The organism is Flavobacterium cutihirudinis, assembly GCF_003385895.1.
Taxonomy (GTDB): Bacteria; Bacteroidota; Bacteroidia; order Flavobacteriales; family Flavobacteriaceae; genus Flavobacterium; species Flavobacterium cutihirudinis.
On record NZ_QRDQ01000007.1, the window covers coordinates 799,388 to 813,953 of the forward strand.

Here is a 14,566-nt window from a genome sequence, read left to right on the forward strand (position 1 = left end):
GTGTGAAATTATTTTTTTATCTTTACAGAAACTCCCTAGCCCTTTCTTATATGAACGATTTATTAATATTTTATACAGATGATGATGACGACGATTTAAGTCTTTTTTCGGATGCCGTAGATTCGTTATCAAAAGATATAATTCTGCAGACATTTTCTGGGGGAGAAAAACTTTTGACTGCAATTTCTCAGTCTCCACCAAAGCCAAACATGATTTTTCTGGATTTGAATATGCCGGGAAAAAATGGATTTGATGTTTTAAAAGAATTGAAAGGCTCAGAAGAAAATAATGAAATACCAATTATTATTTTTTCAACCTCAAATGAACCGAGTATTATAGAAAAATGTATGGCTTTAGGAGCTAATTATTTTATAACCAAACCCGTTCTTATGAAGGATATTATAAGGGCTATTGGGCATTCTCTTAGTATAAACTGGAAAGAATTTATCCCTGATAGAAAAACTTTTGTTTATAAAGCACAATTACAAGTGTAATGATATAAAAAAGACCAAACTGATTTTAAAGGAGTTTGGTCTTTTTTTTATAATTCAGGTAAATAAATTTTAAACGTTGCACCTTGATTTTTCTCGCTGTTTGCCTTAATTATGCCTTTATGATTTTCTACGATCTTTTTTACAATAGCCAGTCCAATTCCGGTTCCATGAAATTCATTTTCCGTGTTTAGACGTTGAAAAACTTCAAAAATCCGGTCTTTATATTCATTATCAAAGCCAATTCCATTATCGGTAATTCGTAAACAAAAGTAAATTTTATCTGGATAATCTACCTTAAAGTTCAATTTGTGCCCAATCACTCTTCTGGCTTTAATTTGAATTTGAGGCGGGACATTTGCTCGTGAAAACTTAAGTGCATTTCCAATTAAATTGTGCAGTAATTGTCTAAATTGAAATGGCATTACAGTTCCTTCGCCTAAAGGATGGAGGTTTATTATTGCATTTTTTTCTTCAATACGATCTGAAAAATCCATAATAACTTCTTCTGCAATTTCATCTAAACTTGTTTTTACAAAAGTTCGTTCAGCTGAATTGGTTCTCGAATAGGTTAGGAGATCTTGTATTAGTGCCTGCATTCTTTTGGCCGAAAATTCGATACGTTCCAAATATGTTTTGGCTTTCGCCGAAATATTTTGCTCGTCGAGATCAGTTAGACGGCTGGCAAAAGTCTGTATTTTTCGAAGCGGTTCCTGCAAATCATGACTCGAAATATAAGCAAACGACTGCAGTTCAATATTCATATTTATTAAGTCTTTGTTTTTGCTTTCAAGTTCTTCGGTGCGCTCCAAAACTTGTCTCTCTAATTCATTTGTAGAATCTTTTTGTGATTGAATATCAGAGCTAGTACCAACCCACATTTGAATATTTCCTTTAGCATCTTTTTGCGGAATCGCATGACTATATTGCCATCTGTATTGGCCATCATGACGCAGAAAACGATGTTCAAGTACAAATTCTTTTCCTGTTTTTATTGATTCCATCCAGCTGTTTATATTCTTCTCCCGGTCATCAGGATGAACAACCTGAAGCCATCCGTTTTCCTGAACATTTAATTTGGTTAAGCCAGTATAATTGTATAGTGACTGGTTAAAATAATTTAGATTTCCCATTGCATCGCTTGTCCATACAAATTGCTGCATGGAGTCGGCTAGAAGTCTGAATTTTTGTTCACTTTTCCTTAAAATTTCCTGATTATTTTTTTCGTCTGTAATATCCATTATGGTACCCAGCATTTTAATAGGATTTTTTAATTCGTTAAAAAACATTTTGCCATGAACCCTTATCCATGCAATAGTATTATCCGGTCTGATGACTCTGGCTTCGTACTTGTAAATGCTTGTTTTAAGCGCTTTTTTATAGGCTTTTTCGACTAAAGGAAAATCTTCAGGGTGTATTTGTTTTAGAATTTCGGCACGAGCCACTTTTTTGCTTTTTTGAAAACCGAAAAGTCCCGGTAAATTGGCTGAGTAAATTAATTCCTGAGTAGAAATATTTAAGTCCCAGGTTACAATTTCGGCAATCTCAGAAGCCAGACGCACACGCTCTTCAGCATCTTCAACTTTTTTTCTGGCTTCGACTTTATCGGTAACATTGTTGACATTGATCATTACAGCCGAAATTTCTCCATTTGGCTCAAACAAAGGCGTATATTGATAATCGAGATAAAATTTTTCGAGTTTGTTGTTAATATCGATATAAGCAACCGATTCATTTTCCCGAATTGTTTTTCCTTTTTTCAGTACATCATTCAGTAATTTAGGATACTTCTGATTTAATAATTCAGGAAAAACTTCTAATGCCGGTTTACCAATAGTTTCACTTTCTGTTTTTTGCCAGATATCACGGAGCATTGTCGTATTGGCTAGTTCGATAATGTAGTTCTCTTTTTTAAAAATGGCCATCGCCATTGGTGATTGCATTACCAAATTTCGGAATGCTTTTTCTCGTTCTGCCAAAAGGTGTCTGGCTTTTACAGATTCTGTAACATCATTTGCAATAGCAACAATTCCTGAAATAGTTCCGTCAGGTTCTTTTACCGCTTCATAAACTACATTGATAAAAGTATTGACAATTTTGCCATTTCGGGTTAGTGTTACCGGAAGTTCATTAGCAGAAAAGCGTTCACCGGTTAGAAATACATTCATTAGCATTTCTTCGAGGCCTTTACCTGCAGCCTCAGGTAATGATTCAAAAATAGGTTTATGAAGTACTTCGTGTTCTTGGCGCTCCCAAATTTCAAGCATTAACTTGTTTGCAATTTCGACAACGAAATTCTTTCTACTAAAAATACACATTGCATTTGGTGTCTGAAGCAGATTGTTTCGATAACGTTCATTACTTTCTTCAAGTGTTCTGCGAATCTTTACTTTATCTGTAGTTTCAGTACAAACAACAAGAACACCAGTTATTTTTCCGTCATCATTGATAACCGGACTATAACTGAATGTCCAGTAAACATCTTCCAGTTGACCGTTTCTGTATATGGGCACCAGCTGGTCTTCATGCCACGTGGCTTCACCATTGGTTAAAACCTGATTGATTAGCGGGCCTATAAAATCCCAAATTTCGGGCCAGTAGTCAGCGCCCTTTTGACCAAGTATTTCTGGGTGTTTTCCGTTATTTCCGAGACTTGGACGATAAGCGTCATTGTAAAAACATATATGTTCAGGTCCCCAAAATAAAAACATTGGGAATTTTGAGTTTAATAGAATTCCTAAAGTAGTGCGCAAACTTTGAGGCCAATTTTCGACCGGGCCAACAACGGTTGAACTCCAATCTTTGGCGCGTGTGAGAGCTCCCATTTCACCGCCGTTTGCCAGAAAATCGTAATTTGTATTCGTCATTAAAATTTGTTTTTCCTTTAGAATGAAACAATAATTTTCTGTATTAAATGTAGTGTTTTTTGGAATGTTTTTCCTTTAAAAAATAAAATTAATAAAAATTATTCTGAGCAAAAAAGACCTTTTTTGAATGAGCTAACATTTAAATCTATTGAGTTAATTTTATTAAGTTTCATTGATGAAATTTGAAATTATTAACGAAGAAGTTTATTCTAATGTAATTTGATCATGAAAAAAGAACAAAAACACGAAACCGACTATATAAAAAAATATCAGGATGAAGGCTATACAACCAATTACTTATTTGAAAATGGATGCCTGATAGATTCCGAATCTAAATACGCATATCAGCCTGATGAAATTTACATTGTTGCGCATCATCGTTACGAAGGAATGAGCAATCCTGATGATATGTCGATATTATACGTAATTGAAACAAAAGATCTAAAAAAAGGAACACATTTGATAGGTTATGGGCCAACAGCAGATTTAGAAGAGGCAGAGTTTTTTAAAGATATTCCTAAAAAGAACTACTCAAAAAATGCCGACATCAATGAACTTACATAAAATAAAATAGATAGGTATTTTTATTTTGCTGAGGAGCAGTCGTTTCAGATTTATCTGAGGCGGCTGTTTTTTTTTTTTTTTGAAGGCTCAGAGGTTCAGAGGAACAAAGGTTCAAAGTTTTTTTCTGATTGAAAAATTGTGGACATTAAATGTTTTGCTTCTGTTTTTAAAATAATTGAATGAAACCTCTAAGCCATTTGTTACTTTGAACCTTTTCAGCCTTTGAAATCTATTTAAAATCAAAGCAGAGAAGCCTTTGTCACTTTGTCCCTCTGTCCCTTTGTCCCTCAGAAATAAAAATTATGAAATATCTGACTGAAATTGTATAAGAGTTTGATTTACAATATGTACGAAATTTGGGTTATACAAAATGAGATAAAATATATTTTTTCATTTCCAGTATAATAGTAGTAATAACCAGTCTTTTTTAACCACAACCAAAATGAAAAAACTTTACATAAATACAGGAGGATTTGATGCCGTTTTTAACGATTTGAAAGATAGTTTCAGTGGAGAATTGACGGCGGACCATAATGATTACAATTTACAGATAAAATCAAAATGGACAAAAGGATCGATTAAAGGAACCCGTTTCGATGATCAGATACTGTTTATGCATTTCGATTTGATATTTCATCAGGATGTAAGCCTAAGTATAGAATCTTTTCAATCGGCACCCGTGTTTTTTGTGTATTGCGAAAGCGGAAACATAACACATACTTTTGGCGCCAATAGCGAAAAAAAGAATCTTAAAAAGAGCCAAACAGCTATTTTGAGCAATTCCTCTGTTATCAACAGTGTTTTATATTTTGAAAGCCATAAACGAATCCAGTTTACATTACTTGGTATGCCAACGATTCCGCACATTAAAAATAAGGATGAAGAATTGAGTTCACTTGTCAAAAAACGTTTTACAAATGATACTGGAAATTATATTTATGTTGGAAAAGAAAACACCAAAATTGCTGAGAAACTTCAGGAGTTTAAAGCCGTTCCACAAAAGGGAACTGTTACCAACTTAGTCAAAAAAAGCATTTTAAAAGATATATTGCATTTAGAAATCGCGCACCATAGCTATAACTATTTGTCGACATTTGATCCTGTTGTGGCAATTGCCCATAAGAAAATTGCAGAAATCAAAAAACTGAGAGATTTAAATTTCTCCGAAATTTTGACCAATATGGTATTAGCATCCCGCAATTATCTGCCTAAAGTTTCAAAATTAAAATATCATTTTCCTTTTAAACCCTATCAAAAATTAGCTAGCTAGTAAGCCATACATAAACTACTATCCAAAAAACAGCTTTGAAGCTGTTTTTTTTTATTTAAATGTGAAATTATATAAGTAATTATTAAAATTATATAATGTGTTTTAAATTGAATTTGAGATATTTATAACTTCCAAATTTTATATAACTTAAATTTTCGATTATGAAATACCTTACTAGCCTTGCCATAATTTCGAGTGCCGTATTATCATTTGGCAGTTGTTCTAATGATAAAGACAACCCAATCGATCCTGGCACTAAAACAGATCCGGTAGAAACAAATGCACCTAATTCGTCTTATAAACCGGCTTTTGAAGGTCAAACCCGAATAAATGGGGTAAAAACAAATACAGAAATTCAATTTGCAGTGCTAACCAGCGCGTTGTCAAATCCGTGGGGAATAAAAAGTCTTCCGGACGGAAGATTATTGGTAACTCAAAAATCCGGAACTTTTCGTATTGTTACAACGGCCGGAGTAGTTAGCGCACCTATTACTGGTGCACCAGCGGTAAACGCAGCAGGACAGGGCGGATTGTTAGGATTATGCCTAGATCCCGATTTTACTTCGAACCGAATGATTTATTGGGTTTACGCAGAGTCTACTACAGGTGGAAATAATACCGCTGTAGCGAAAGGTAGACTATCAAATGATGAAAAAACAATAGAAGCTGCGACGGTCATTTATCGCGCGAAACCTACTAATCCGAGTGAATTGCATTATGGAGGACGTATTCTTTTTGATAAAACCGGAAATCTTATAGTGAGCACGGGAGAACGATCTGTTTTAGAAACGCGACCTTTGGCGCAATCGGTAACGTCTGGACTAGGTAAAGTAATTAGAATCACCAAAGATGGTCAAGCGGCTTCTGGAAATCCGACTTTTAGTGGAGCAGGAGCATTGCCAGAATTGTATTCGATTGGGCATAGAAATCCGCAAGGATTGGCACTTCATCCGGTAACGGGAGAAGTTTGGCTTAGCGAACATGGCCCACGAGGTGGTGATGAAATAAACCGAATTCAGGCTGGAGCAAATTATGGCTGGCCAACAATTACATATGGAATTGAATACAGTGGAGAGAAAGTTGGAGCAGGAATTCAGCAGCAAAGCGGAATGGAACAGTCTGTTTATTATTGGGATCCTGTTGTTTCGCCAAGTGGAATTACATTTTACACCGGAAACCGTGTTCCAGAATGGGAAAATAATCTATTTGCCGGCGCTTTAAGCGGAATGCATATTGTACGTCTCGCTATAGAAAACAATAAAGTTGTGGGAGAAGAAAGATTGCTTGCCGGTGAAGGTCAAAGATTCAGGGATATTACGCAAGGAAATGACGGCGCACTTTATGCTGTAACAGACGGAGGAAGACTTTACAAAATTGACAAGAAATAGTTCTAAATAATAATTATAAAAATGCTGCTTTTGAAATCCTGTTTCAAAAGCAGTTTTTTTATTTATAAAACCGTGCAATGTTCTATGATATTTTGAACACTTCGAATAAAAGTATCTGTGTTTTTTATTTCATTTTTGATATAAATGTCATATTCAGATAAATTAAATTGTTCTACCATATCCTTTTTAAGGTATTTGATCATTGATTCCAGCGTTCGCATATCAACTTCATTTTGTTTGTTTAATTCGCGCTGTTTGCTTTGAAGGTAGGCTAATGTACTTTTTAATCTTTGAATTTTTAATTTATCCACAATTGATGATTATTAATAATTAGAATTATAAAAAGATGCTACTCCGTTAAAAAGATTATTTTGCTGAATCTGTCTTTAAAGTAAAATCTTGGATACTTACGAAGAATTGGAGAACTCAGTTTTGCATTATTTTGAATTTTTAGAGAATTATTATCCGTTTTTAGGTTAACTTTCAGATTATGTGTTTTTTACGATTTTAAAAAAAGTAAAATATTTTTTTAGATATGATTATAAAATGAAAAATCCCATTTCGATTAAAAAAATGGGATTTATTTATTCGTTTTGTTTCGGCGTTAAGCCAAAAAATCAATATTTATGATTTTCGAAAAGGCTTTATTCTTTATACAAAATAATAGCAGCTTTATATCCCGTACCAACGTTCCATTGACTGGATGTAATCACTTTTCCTTTATCATCATAAACTTCAAATTCGGCAGTATTTGGTGAAGCAAAACCTTCATTTATGGCTTCAAAATCAATTTTGTTTCTGCCATCAGTTAATTTTATTTTGAATTCCTTAAAATCTCCGTTCAATGTTACTTCAGGTTCAACCAATTGATCATTTAGATATATTTTAATCTTATCTCCGTCGACAAAGGCCGCATCACGAAAACGTATTGTCGAAACAAAAGCTTTCGTCTTGAAACCACCTAAATATTGATTTCTTCTGTAAAAAATTCCTGGAACATTGGCATCCTTTTTATATAAATTAGGATTGCTGAATAACTCTTCCGGATTGATTTGCAAAGGATCTGGCGCTGCAACAGGCGCAGGCGGATCAATTTTAGGAGCAATTTCTTTTGGCGGAATTACTTCTTTTTGCTCGGCATTTTTTGCCGGAATAGGCTTGAATTTTTTATCCAGTTCATTCTGGGCAGATACTTGTACCGAAATACTTATAATGATTATAAACGCTAATTTTTTCATGTTCACTTCGTGGATTTTATTTTGTTATTCGCTTAGATAGCTATCTTATATAACACGCAGTTAAGTGAAATTATTGTCTATTGTTGTAAAAAAGTGAAGAAGCTAAGTTGATTTTAAAAGAATGAAGATCAATATAAACTGTAGATTTTATAGCGTTATATCTTGATTATCGTCTTATTTTCTCATTGTTTAAAAAATAGTAGTCTATTATTTTGATAGGTTAATGAAAGTTTTTGAGTTTTTTGCATCAGAATTAAAAATATCTCTTTAAATTTGCAACGTCAATGAGAAAAAATACCCAGAATATGAATTATTGTAAATATAGCATGCGTATGTGCTGTGCTTTTTTTATGGTATTTAATGATCTGGCTTCTATATAAAATAATGTAATTTATTTCGAAAAGCCTTTCATGCAAATTTGAAAGGCTTTTTTGTTTTTAATTGAGTAAAAATGATTGAATTAAAAAATGTAACCAAAACGTTTCACCAGAAAGACAGGATTGTTACTGCCTTATCAGACGTTTCGTTAACGGTGCCACCAGGAAAAATTTTTGGTGTTATCGGGACTTCAGGGGCAGGAAAAAGTACCTTGATCAGATGCGTGAATTTACTGGAACGACCTACATCAGGCGATATAATTGTTGATGGAAAAGCGCTGATGCAATTATCTAATGCAGAACTAGCTATTGAAAGAAGACAAATCGGAATGATTTTTCAGCACTTTAATTTGCTTTCATCGCGTACTGTTTTTGAAAATGTGGCTTTTCCGTTGGAATTGGCGGGAACTCCTAAAACCGAAATCAAAACGCGCGTTCAGGAATTATTGCAATTGGTTGGTTTGGCTGAAAAAGCTTCCGATTATCCTGCAAGTCTTTCAGGCGGTCAAAAACAAAGAGTTGCCATCGCTAGAACTTTAGCTAATAATCCGAAAGTTCTTTTGTGTGATGAAGCCACTAGTGCGCTTGATCCGGCGACAACGCGTTCAATTCTGAATTTAGTAAAGGACATTAATAAACGTTTGAATATTACGGTTTTATTGATCACACACCAGATGGAAGTTGTAAAATCGATTTGTGATGAAGTTGCTGTAATAAGCCACGGAAAATTGATAGAGCAGGGAAGTGTTGGTGAAATTTTCGCAGATCCAAAACACGAGCTGACTAGAGAATTTATTTCGTCTTCATTACATCTTGATATTCCTGCTGTTTATCAAGAAAAATTGCAAAAAGAAAATAATGGAAATCTCAATCCTTTACTAAAACTGGAAATGACAGGGAAATCAGTAAATGAGCCTGTAATTTCAGAAGTTTCGAGATTATTTGATACCGATTTTAAAATTGTAAGCGCACAAATGGATCAGGCCGGTGATGTCAACTTTGGAGTAATGCTGATTGAATTATCAGGAAAACGTGAAAATTTTGATGCTGCTATTCAATATTTCAATTCAAAACATATTAAAACAGAAATTATAGGTTATGTCTGATTCAATTATAGATTTATTACTAAAAGGAACATGGGAAACCATTGTGATGACTTTTGTATCCGGTTTTTTTGGTTTTTTAATCGGACTTCCAACAGGAGTTTTACTTTTCCTGACCCGAAAAAATCAAATTTTAGAGCAACCCGTTTTAAACAGAACATTATCCGTTTTTGTGAATATTTTCCGTTCGATTCCGTTTATTATTTTAATCGTTTGGATGATTCCGTTTACAAGAGCTATTGTAGGAACTTCTATTGGAGTTAGTGCGGCATTGGTTCCGTTAAGTATTGGCGCAGCGCCATTTATTGCCCGATTGGTCGAAAACAGTCTTTTAGGTTTGCCTTCAGGATTAATTGAAGCTGCACGTGCATTGGGAGCAACACCATTTCAAATTGTTTATAAAGTATTGCTTCCTGAAGCATTGCCTTCTTTAATAAACGCTGCTTCTATTACTTTGATCACTCTTGTTGGTTACTCGGCAATGGGCGGTGCAGTTGGTGCGGGCGGTTTAGGACAGGTGGGTTATCAATATGGATATATTGGTTATGATGCTGTAACGATGAATTCGGTATTGGCCTTGCTTGTAATTTTGGTATTTCTTATTCAGTTTGCCGGAGATGCGTTGTCAAAACGTTTTGATCATCGATAGAAGTTAGTCGAAAAGTCGAAAGCTGTAAATAGAAAAAAGAAAAAAGAATAAAGAAAATTTAAAAAATATAAAAATGAATACTAGATTAAATAGTTTAAAAATTGCCGGAATTTTGGTTTTGGCACTTGTTTTATCAAATTGTGGAAATGATAAAAAGAACGATCCTCATTTTATTAAAGTTGGAGTAGCTTCAGGTCCTGAATTAAAAGTTGCAGAAGCGGCAAAAAAAGTAGCAAAAGAAAAATACGGATTAGAAGTAGAATTAGTTGCTTTTAATGATTATGTAATTCCAAATGAAGCATTAAGTCAGGGCGATATTGATGCGAATGCTTTTCAGCATAAACCTTATTTGGATGAACAATCTAAACAGCGTGGTTACAAGCTAGCAATTATCGGAAAAACGTTTGTATATCCAATTGCAGCTTACTCAAAGAAAATAAAAAACCTTTCTGAATTGAAAAATGAAAGTACTATAATTATTCCAAATGATCCGACAAATGGTGGTCGTTCGCTATTACTTTTGGAGAAAAACGGTTTATTAAAATTAAAAGCGGGTGTCGGTTTATTGCCTAAAGTTACAGATATAATCGAGAATCCTAAAAACTTGAAAATATTAGAATTAGAAGCGCCTCAATTGCCACGCGCTCTTGATGATGCCAATGTTTCAATTGCGATTATCAATAACACTTTTGCTTCTCAGGCTGGCTTAGTTCCTTCTCGCGATGCCTTGTTTGTAGAAGATAAAGATTCTCCTTATGTAAATCTTGTAGTAAGTCGTGAGGATAACAAAAATGAAGAAAAGGTAAAACAGTTTTTACAGGCTTTTCAATCAGCTGAAGTTGAGCAGGCTGCTCTTCGTGAATTTAAGGGGGGAGCTGTAAAAGGCTGGTAGTCTTATCATTTTTAATATAAAAAACACAAAAAGCCCGTTGAGGGCTTTTTGTGTTTTAAAGAATAAATTAAATTTATTTATTGCTGTTTTTTAAGGCATCTAAAAGCTCAATCATATCGACAACTGCATAAGTTGAGGAATAATCCGAAACTGCGTACGGAAGTATTAAACTGTTATTGTGAATCATGGCGCCACAAGAATAAACGACATTTGGTACATAACCTTCGCGTTCGTCTTCTAAAGGAGAAAGTAATGGTTCGTTAAGTCTTCCAATTTCTTTAGACGGATCGTCCAGATCAAATAATGATGCACCAATGCAATAACGACGCATTGCGCCCACACCGTGCGTGATTACAAGCCAGCCTTCTTCTGTCCAAAGTGGTGATCCGCAATTCCCTATATGTGTAAATTCCCATGGATATCTTGGTTCCTGCAAAAGCGTGGGATTATTCCATTGCGTAGCTCGTTCCGAATACATAATGTAATTATTGACACCATCAATTCTGGCGAGCATGGCATACTTTCCTTTTATTTTTCGTGGAAACAGGGCTAGGTTTTTATTTTGTGCGCCGGTACCATGCAGCGGCATTACTCTAAAGGTATAAAAATCTTCAGTAGAAATCAATTTTGGTAATATAGCATGTCCATTGTACGCGGTGTAAGTGGCCATGATTCTTGTTGAATTATCATCATCGGTAAAGCGTACAAAACGGGCATCTTCAATTCCGCGGCTTTCAGATTCTGATATTGGAAAAATAACGCGCTCCGTAATATCAGCATCGTGGTTAAACTGCAAATCATAAAAAGAGTTGGCTAGCCAGATGATTTCTTCAAGAGCTATTCTTCTTTCCTGACGAATTGTAGGGTCAGCTAAAGCCGTATTTACAATGTTTTTAAGAACGACAAATTCAAAATCATTTGGCAAATCCTGCATAATTTGTTCAATGTATTTGTCTTTGGTATGCATTTCAGACAACTTAGTCAGAAATCGTTCTTTATTTAAGAGTGTTTTGTGTTCAATTTCGGCCTTATCGATTTGATGACCGATTTTCATAATCTGCAAATCATTGTTTTTATCCAGAATTCCTCTTCGAAAAACAATAGATGAAATATGACCTTCACCCGTGGCACGAAAGGAAAGAATAACTCTTTTTTCTCCCGCTCCAAGTCCGGATTGATCAAAGTCTTCTACAATCGACGGATTAAAAATCGCCGCAGATTCTATAGCATATTCCATTGTACAATAAGAACCTATAAGCATTTTTCGATTAAGAGTCAGTTCTTCATAATTGATTTGCATGGCTTCGATTAAAGGTCTTATTATTTCGCAATGCCTGAAAAAGATAGCTGAAATATTTCGGTGTCTTCTGGCGAACTCACGAAGTGTCTGCTCTAAAGTTTCGGATACTTGTTTTTCGTTCAGCGTCATAATGCGACCAACCATTTGTTGGGTTCGTTCGTCGCCATTCATAAAATATCGCGCAACAACTCTTCTGGAATCTGGGGTAAATTTTATATTTTTTCGGACTACTGATACTCGCATAGGTATATTTTTAAATTATAAAAAGAAGCACATTGGTAAAATTATACCAGAGAAGTTGTGCTGGTGTTTTGCAAAAAGGTGAAAGTGTATTTGTTTTAAACAGAAAAACAATGCAAAATAGTATTGCTACAACAAGTTAATAAAAAAAAACGTCATAAATGTTATAAATCTGTTACAATGCAAAAACTCCATTACAGAATAATGGAGTTAGAGTGGTTGAATATTGTTTAAAAAAGTTGACCTATTGAATTTTTGTAATAATAAATTCGCTTCGTCTGTTGACCTGATGTTGTTGTTCAGTACAAGGTACACCATTAGAACAATTATTAAGCAGCTGAGTTTCACCAAACCCAATGGCACTTTCAATTCGTTCAGGCGCAATTCCTTGTGAAATGATGTAATCGCGGGTTGCTTTTGCTCTGCGATCTGAAAGTTCAAGATTATATTGATCATTTGCTCTCGAATCGGTATGCGATTCAATTTTAATAACCATATTTGGGTACTGCGTCATCAATAAAACAATTTTATTTAATTCGATAGCAGCATCATAGCGAATATCTGATTTATCAAGATCAAAGAGTATAATTCCGATTTTTATTTTTAAAATACCATCTTTACGCTCAATAAGGGCAGGATCAAGCCCGATGGGAACTTCAGTAATTCCGGAATTAGAAGGTATTATAACTGTTTTAGAAGCCGGTTTGAAGTTGTCTTTGAATCCTTCGATGATATATGTTGTGTTGCAATTTATGTTATCATTGAACTCAAATCGGCCATCAATTTTTGAAACCGTTTGCTCTATAGTCTCATTTTCACTGTTTTTTAGCGTAACTATGGCCCCAGGAATTTTGTTGTTTGAAACAGCATCAAAAACATAGCCCTCAACAGATTGTGCGCAGCTTCTTTCGAAAGAGTAAATATCATCATCGCCCTTTCCCGTGTTTCTGTTGGAACATACAAAACCTTTATTTGTTTCTTCTCTTATAATGAAGCCAAAATCATCCATACTACTGTTTAGCGGAGCACCGAGATTTGCAGGATCATCAAAAACACCATCAGTTAATCTACTTTCGAAAACATCAAGTCCGCCAAGTCCCAGAAATCCGTCAGAGGCAAAATACAAAGCCAGGTCAGTGATAAAAGGAAACATTTCGCGGCCGCTGGTATTTATTTTATCACCCAAATTTTTTGGATTTGAATATTGGTTTTCTCCCAAAATATCAACAACAAAAATATCTGTCGATCCAACTGTTCCTGGCATATCAGAAACAAAATAAAGCTTTTTCCCGTCTTTACTGACTGAAGGTTGTCCAACGGAATAGCTATCACTATTAAAAGGAAGTTCTTTCACATTTCCCCATTTTACGGTTCCATTATCGCCTTCAGTTGCAGTGGCAGAGTAAAGTTTTAAATTATTAACACCTTTACTGTCTCTTTTTAATTTTCCGTTGTAGTTGTTTCGGGTAAAATAAATGGTTTTTTCATCTGGAGAAAAGGCGACACAAGCCTCGTGATACTGCGTCGAAATTTCTTTTCCAAAACGTTCTTTAAAAGTGACATTGGTCTGAGAAGGACTTATTTTTCCGAGTTGTAATTTTAAATAAGGCTGATCGTTCCAACCGTAATTTGCTGTTTTTATGAAAGAGGAATCCGATGAGGTAGAGTAGACCAAATTATCTTTATAAAACATTGGAGCGAAGTCAGAATAAGCCGAATTGATTTCTAAATTTTCAAGAAGAAAATGCGGTTTTATTCTTTTGATGTCTTCGAGCGTCACTTTTTTTAATGAAAAATTCTGCGCTCTGGAATCGGTTGATTTCTTTTTCTCAGAGAAATTAACCATCCATTTTTTTGCAAGTTCATAATTTTTGATTCCCTGCAAAGACTGCGCATAACGAAAGTAATATTCAGATGAAACCTCATTTGGGTATTCAGCAAGGAGTTTTCCGTACCATTTGCTGGCATTTTCCATTTGTGTATTAAAGTAATGAGCATCGCCGGCACGCTGAAGAATTTCCTTAGAAACATCACCATTTTTTATAGATATCTCATACAATCTTGCAGCTTCGATGTAATACATTTTATCGAATAAAACATCGGCTGTTTTGTCTTTTGTTTGCGAGCAGACTATTTGAACAGCCAGAAGGATAAGTATAGTAAATCTTCTTTTCATAAATTTCAGTA

At 34.6% G+C, this 14,566-nt stretch carries 12 protein-coding genes; 7 read left to right on the forward strand and 5 right to left on the reverse strand.

All coding sequences use genetic code 11. The features are described from left to right. The first annotated feature begins 50 nt into the window (after positions 1-50). A complete protein-coding gene (locus BD847_RS03525; RefSeq protein WP_115886887.1) occupies positions 51-494 on the forward strand; it encodes a response regulator in 444 nt (147 codons plus the stop codon). Between the two features lie 47 nt (positions 495-541). Here the strand turns inward: BD847_RS03525 and BD847_RS03530 are convergent, their stop codons facing one another. Beyond that, on the reverse strand, positions 542-3,358 hold the full coding sequence (locus BD847_RS03530) for a PAS domain S-box protein (RefSeq protein ID WP_115886888.1): 2,817 nt from the start codon (positions 3,356-3,358) through the stop codon (positions 542-544). 225 nt (positions 3,359-3,583) lie between these two features. Here BD847_RS03530 and BD847_RS03535 point away from each other — a divergent pair, with 225 nt between their 5' ends. The 3 genes from BD847_RS03535 to BD847_RS03545 all read left to right on the forward strand — a co-directional run bounded on the left by BD847_RS03535 (position 3,584) and on the right by BD847_RS03545 (position 6,580). After that, the gene (locus BD847_RS03535; protein ID WP_115886889.1) at positions 3,584-3,922 is read left to right on the forward strand and encodes a hypothetical protein; all 339 of its coding nucleotides are present in this window, start codon (positions 3,584-3,586) and stop codon (positions 3,920-3,922) included. A 442-nt stretch (positions 3,923-4,364) separates the two neighbouring features. Then, positions 4,365-5,192, forward strand: coding sequence for a hypothetical protein (locus tag BD847_RS03540; protein ID WP_115886890.1), 828 nt, complete (start codon positions 4,365-4,367; stop codon positions 5,190-5,192). A 161-nt stretch (positions 5,193-5,353) separates the two neighbouring features. After that, positions 5,354-6,580 carry a PQQ-dependent sugar dehydrogenase gene (locus tag BD847_RS03545; protein WP_115886891.1) on the forward strand — a complete coding sequence of 409 codons (1,227 nt, stop codon included), beginning with the start codon at positions 5,354-5,356 and terminating at the stop codon, positions 6,578-6,580. A gap of 62 nt (positions 6,581-6,642) precedes the next feature. Here BD847_RS03545 and BD847_RS03550 read toward each other — a convergent pair whose 3' ends face one another. Further along, positions 6,643-6,891: a hypothetical protein gene (locus BD847_RS03550; RefSeq protein WP_115886892.1), complete on the reverse strand. Its 249-nt coding sequence runs from the start codon at positions 6,889-6,891 to the stop codon at positions 6,643-6,645. A 333-nt stretch (positions 6,892-7,224) separates the two neighbouring features. Further along, a complete protein-coding gene (locus BD847_RS03555) occupies positions 7,225-7,818 on the reverse strand; it encodes a hypothetical protein (protein WP_115886893.1) in 594 nt (197 codons plus the stop codon). 451 nt (positions 7,819-8,269) lie between these two features. Between BD847_RS03555 and metN the strand changes: the two genes are divergently transcribed. The 3 genes from metN to metQ all read left to right on the forward strand — a co-directional run bounded on the left by metN (position 8,270) and on the right by metQ (position 10,839). Then, on the forward strand, positions 8,270-9,301 hold the full coding sequence (metN, locus tag BD847_RS03560; RefSeq protein ID WP_115886894.1) for a methionine ABC transporter ATP-binding protein MetN: 1,032 nt from the start codon (positions 8,270-8,272) through the stop codon (positions 9,299-9,301). Continuing rightward, positions 9,294-9,947, forward strand: coding sequence for a methionine ABC transporter permease MetI (locus tag BD847_RS03565; protein ID WP_115886895.1), 654 nt, complete (start codon positions 9,294-9,296; stop codon positions 9,945-9,947). Before metN ends, BD847_RS03565 begins: the two co-directional genes overlap by 8 nt. Before the next feature lie 73 nt (positions 9,948-10,020). Beyond that, positions 10,021-10,839 (forward strand): methionine ABC transporter substrate-binding lipoprotein MetQ, encoded by an 819-nt coding sequence (gene metQ / locus BD847_RS03570; protein WP_115886896.1) that lies wholly within the window; start codon positions 10,021-10,023, stop codon positions 10,837-10,839. Between the two features lie 73 nt (positions 10,840-10,912). Here the strand turns inward: metQ and BD847_RS03575 are convergent, their stop codons facing one another. Together BD847_RS03575 and BD847_RS03580 are read right to left on the reverse strand one after the other, a co-directional pair. After that, positions 10,913-12,382 carry a glycoside hydrolase family 130 protein gene (locus tag BD847_RS03575; RefSeq protein WP_115886897.1) on the reverse strand — a complete coding sequence of 490 codons (1,470 nt, stop codon included), beginning with the start codon at positions 12,380-12,382 and terminating at the stop codon, positions 10,913-10,915. Positions 12,383-12,623: 241 nt separating this feature from the next. Further along, on the reverse strand, positions 12,624-14,555 hold the full coding sequence (locus BD847_RS03580) for an OmpA family protein (protein WP_115886898.1): 1,932 nt from the start codon (positions 14,553-14,555) through the stop codon (positions 12,624-12,626). Between the last annotated feature and the right edge of the window lie 11 nt (positions 14,556-14,566).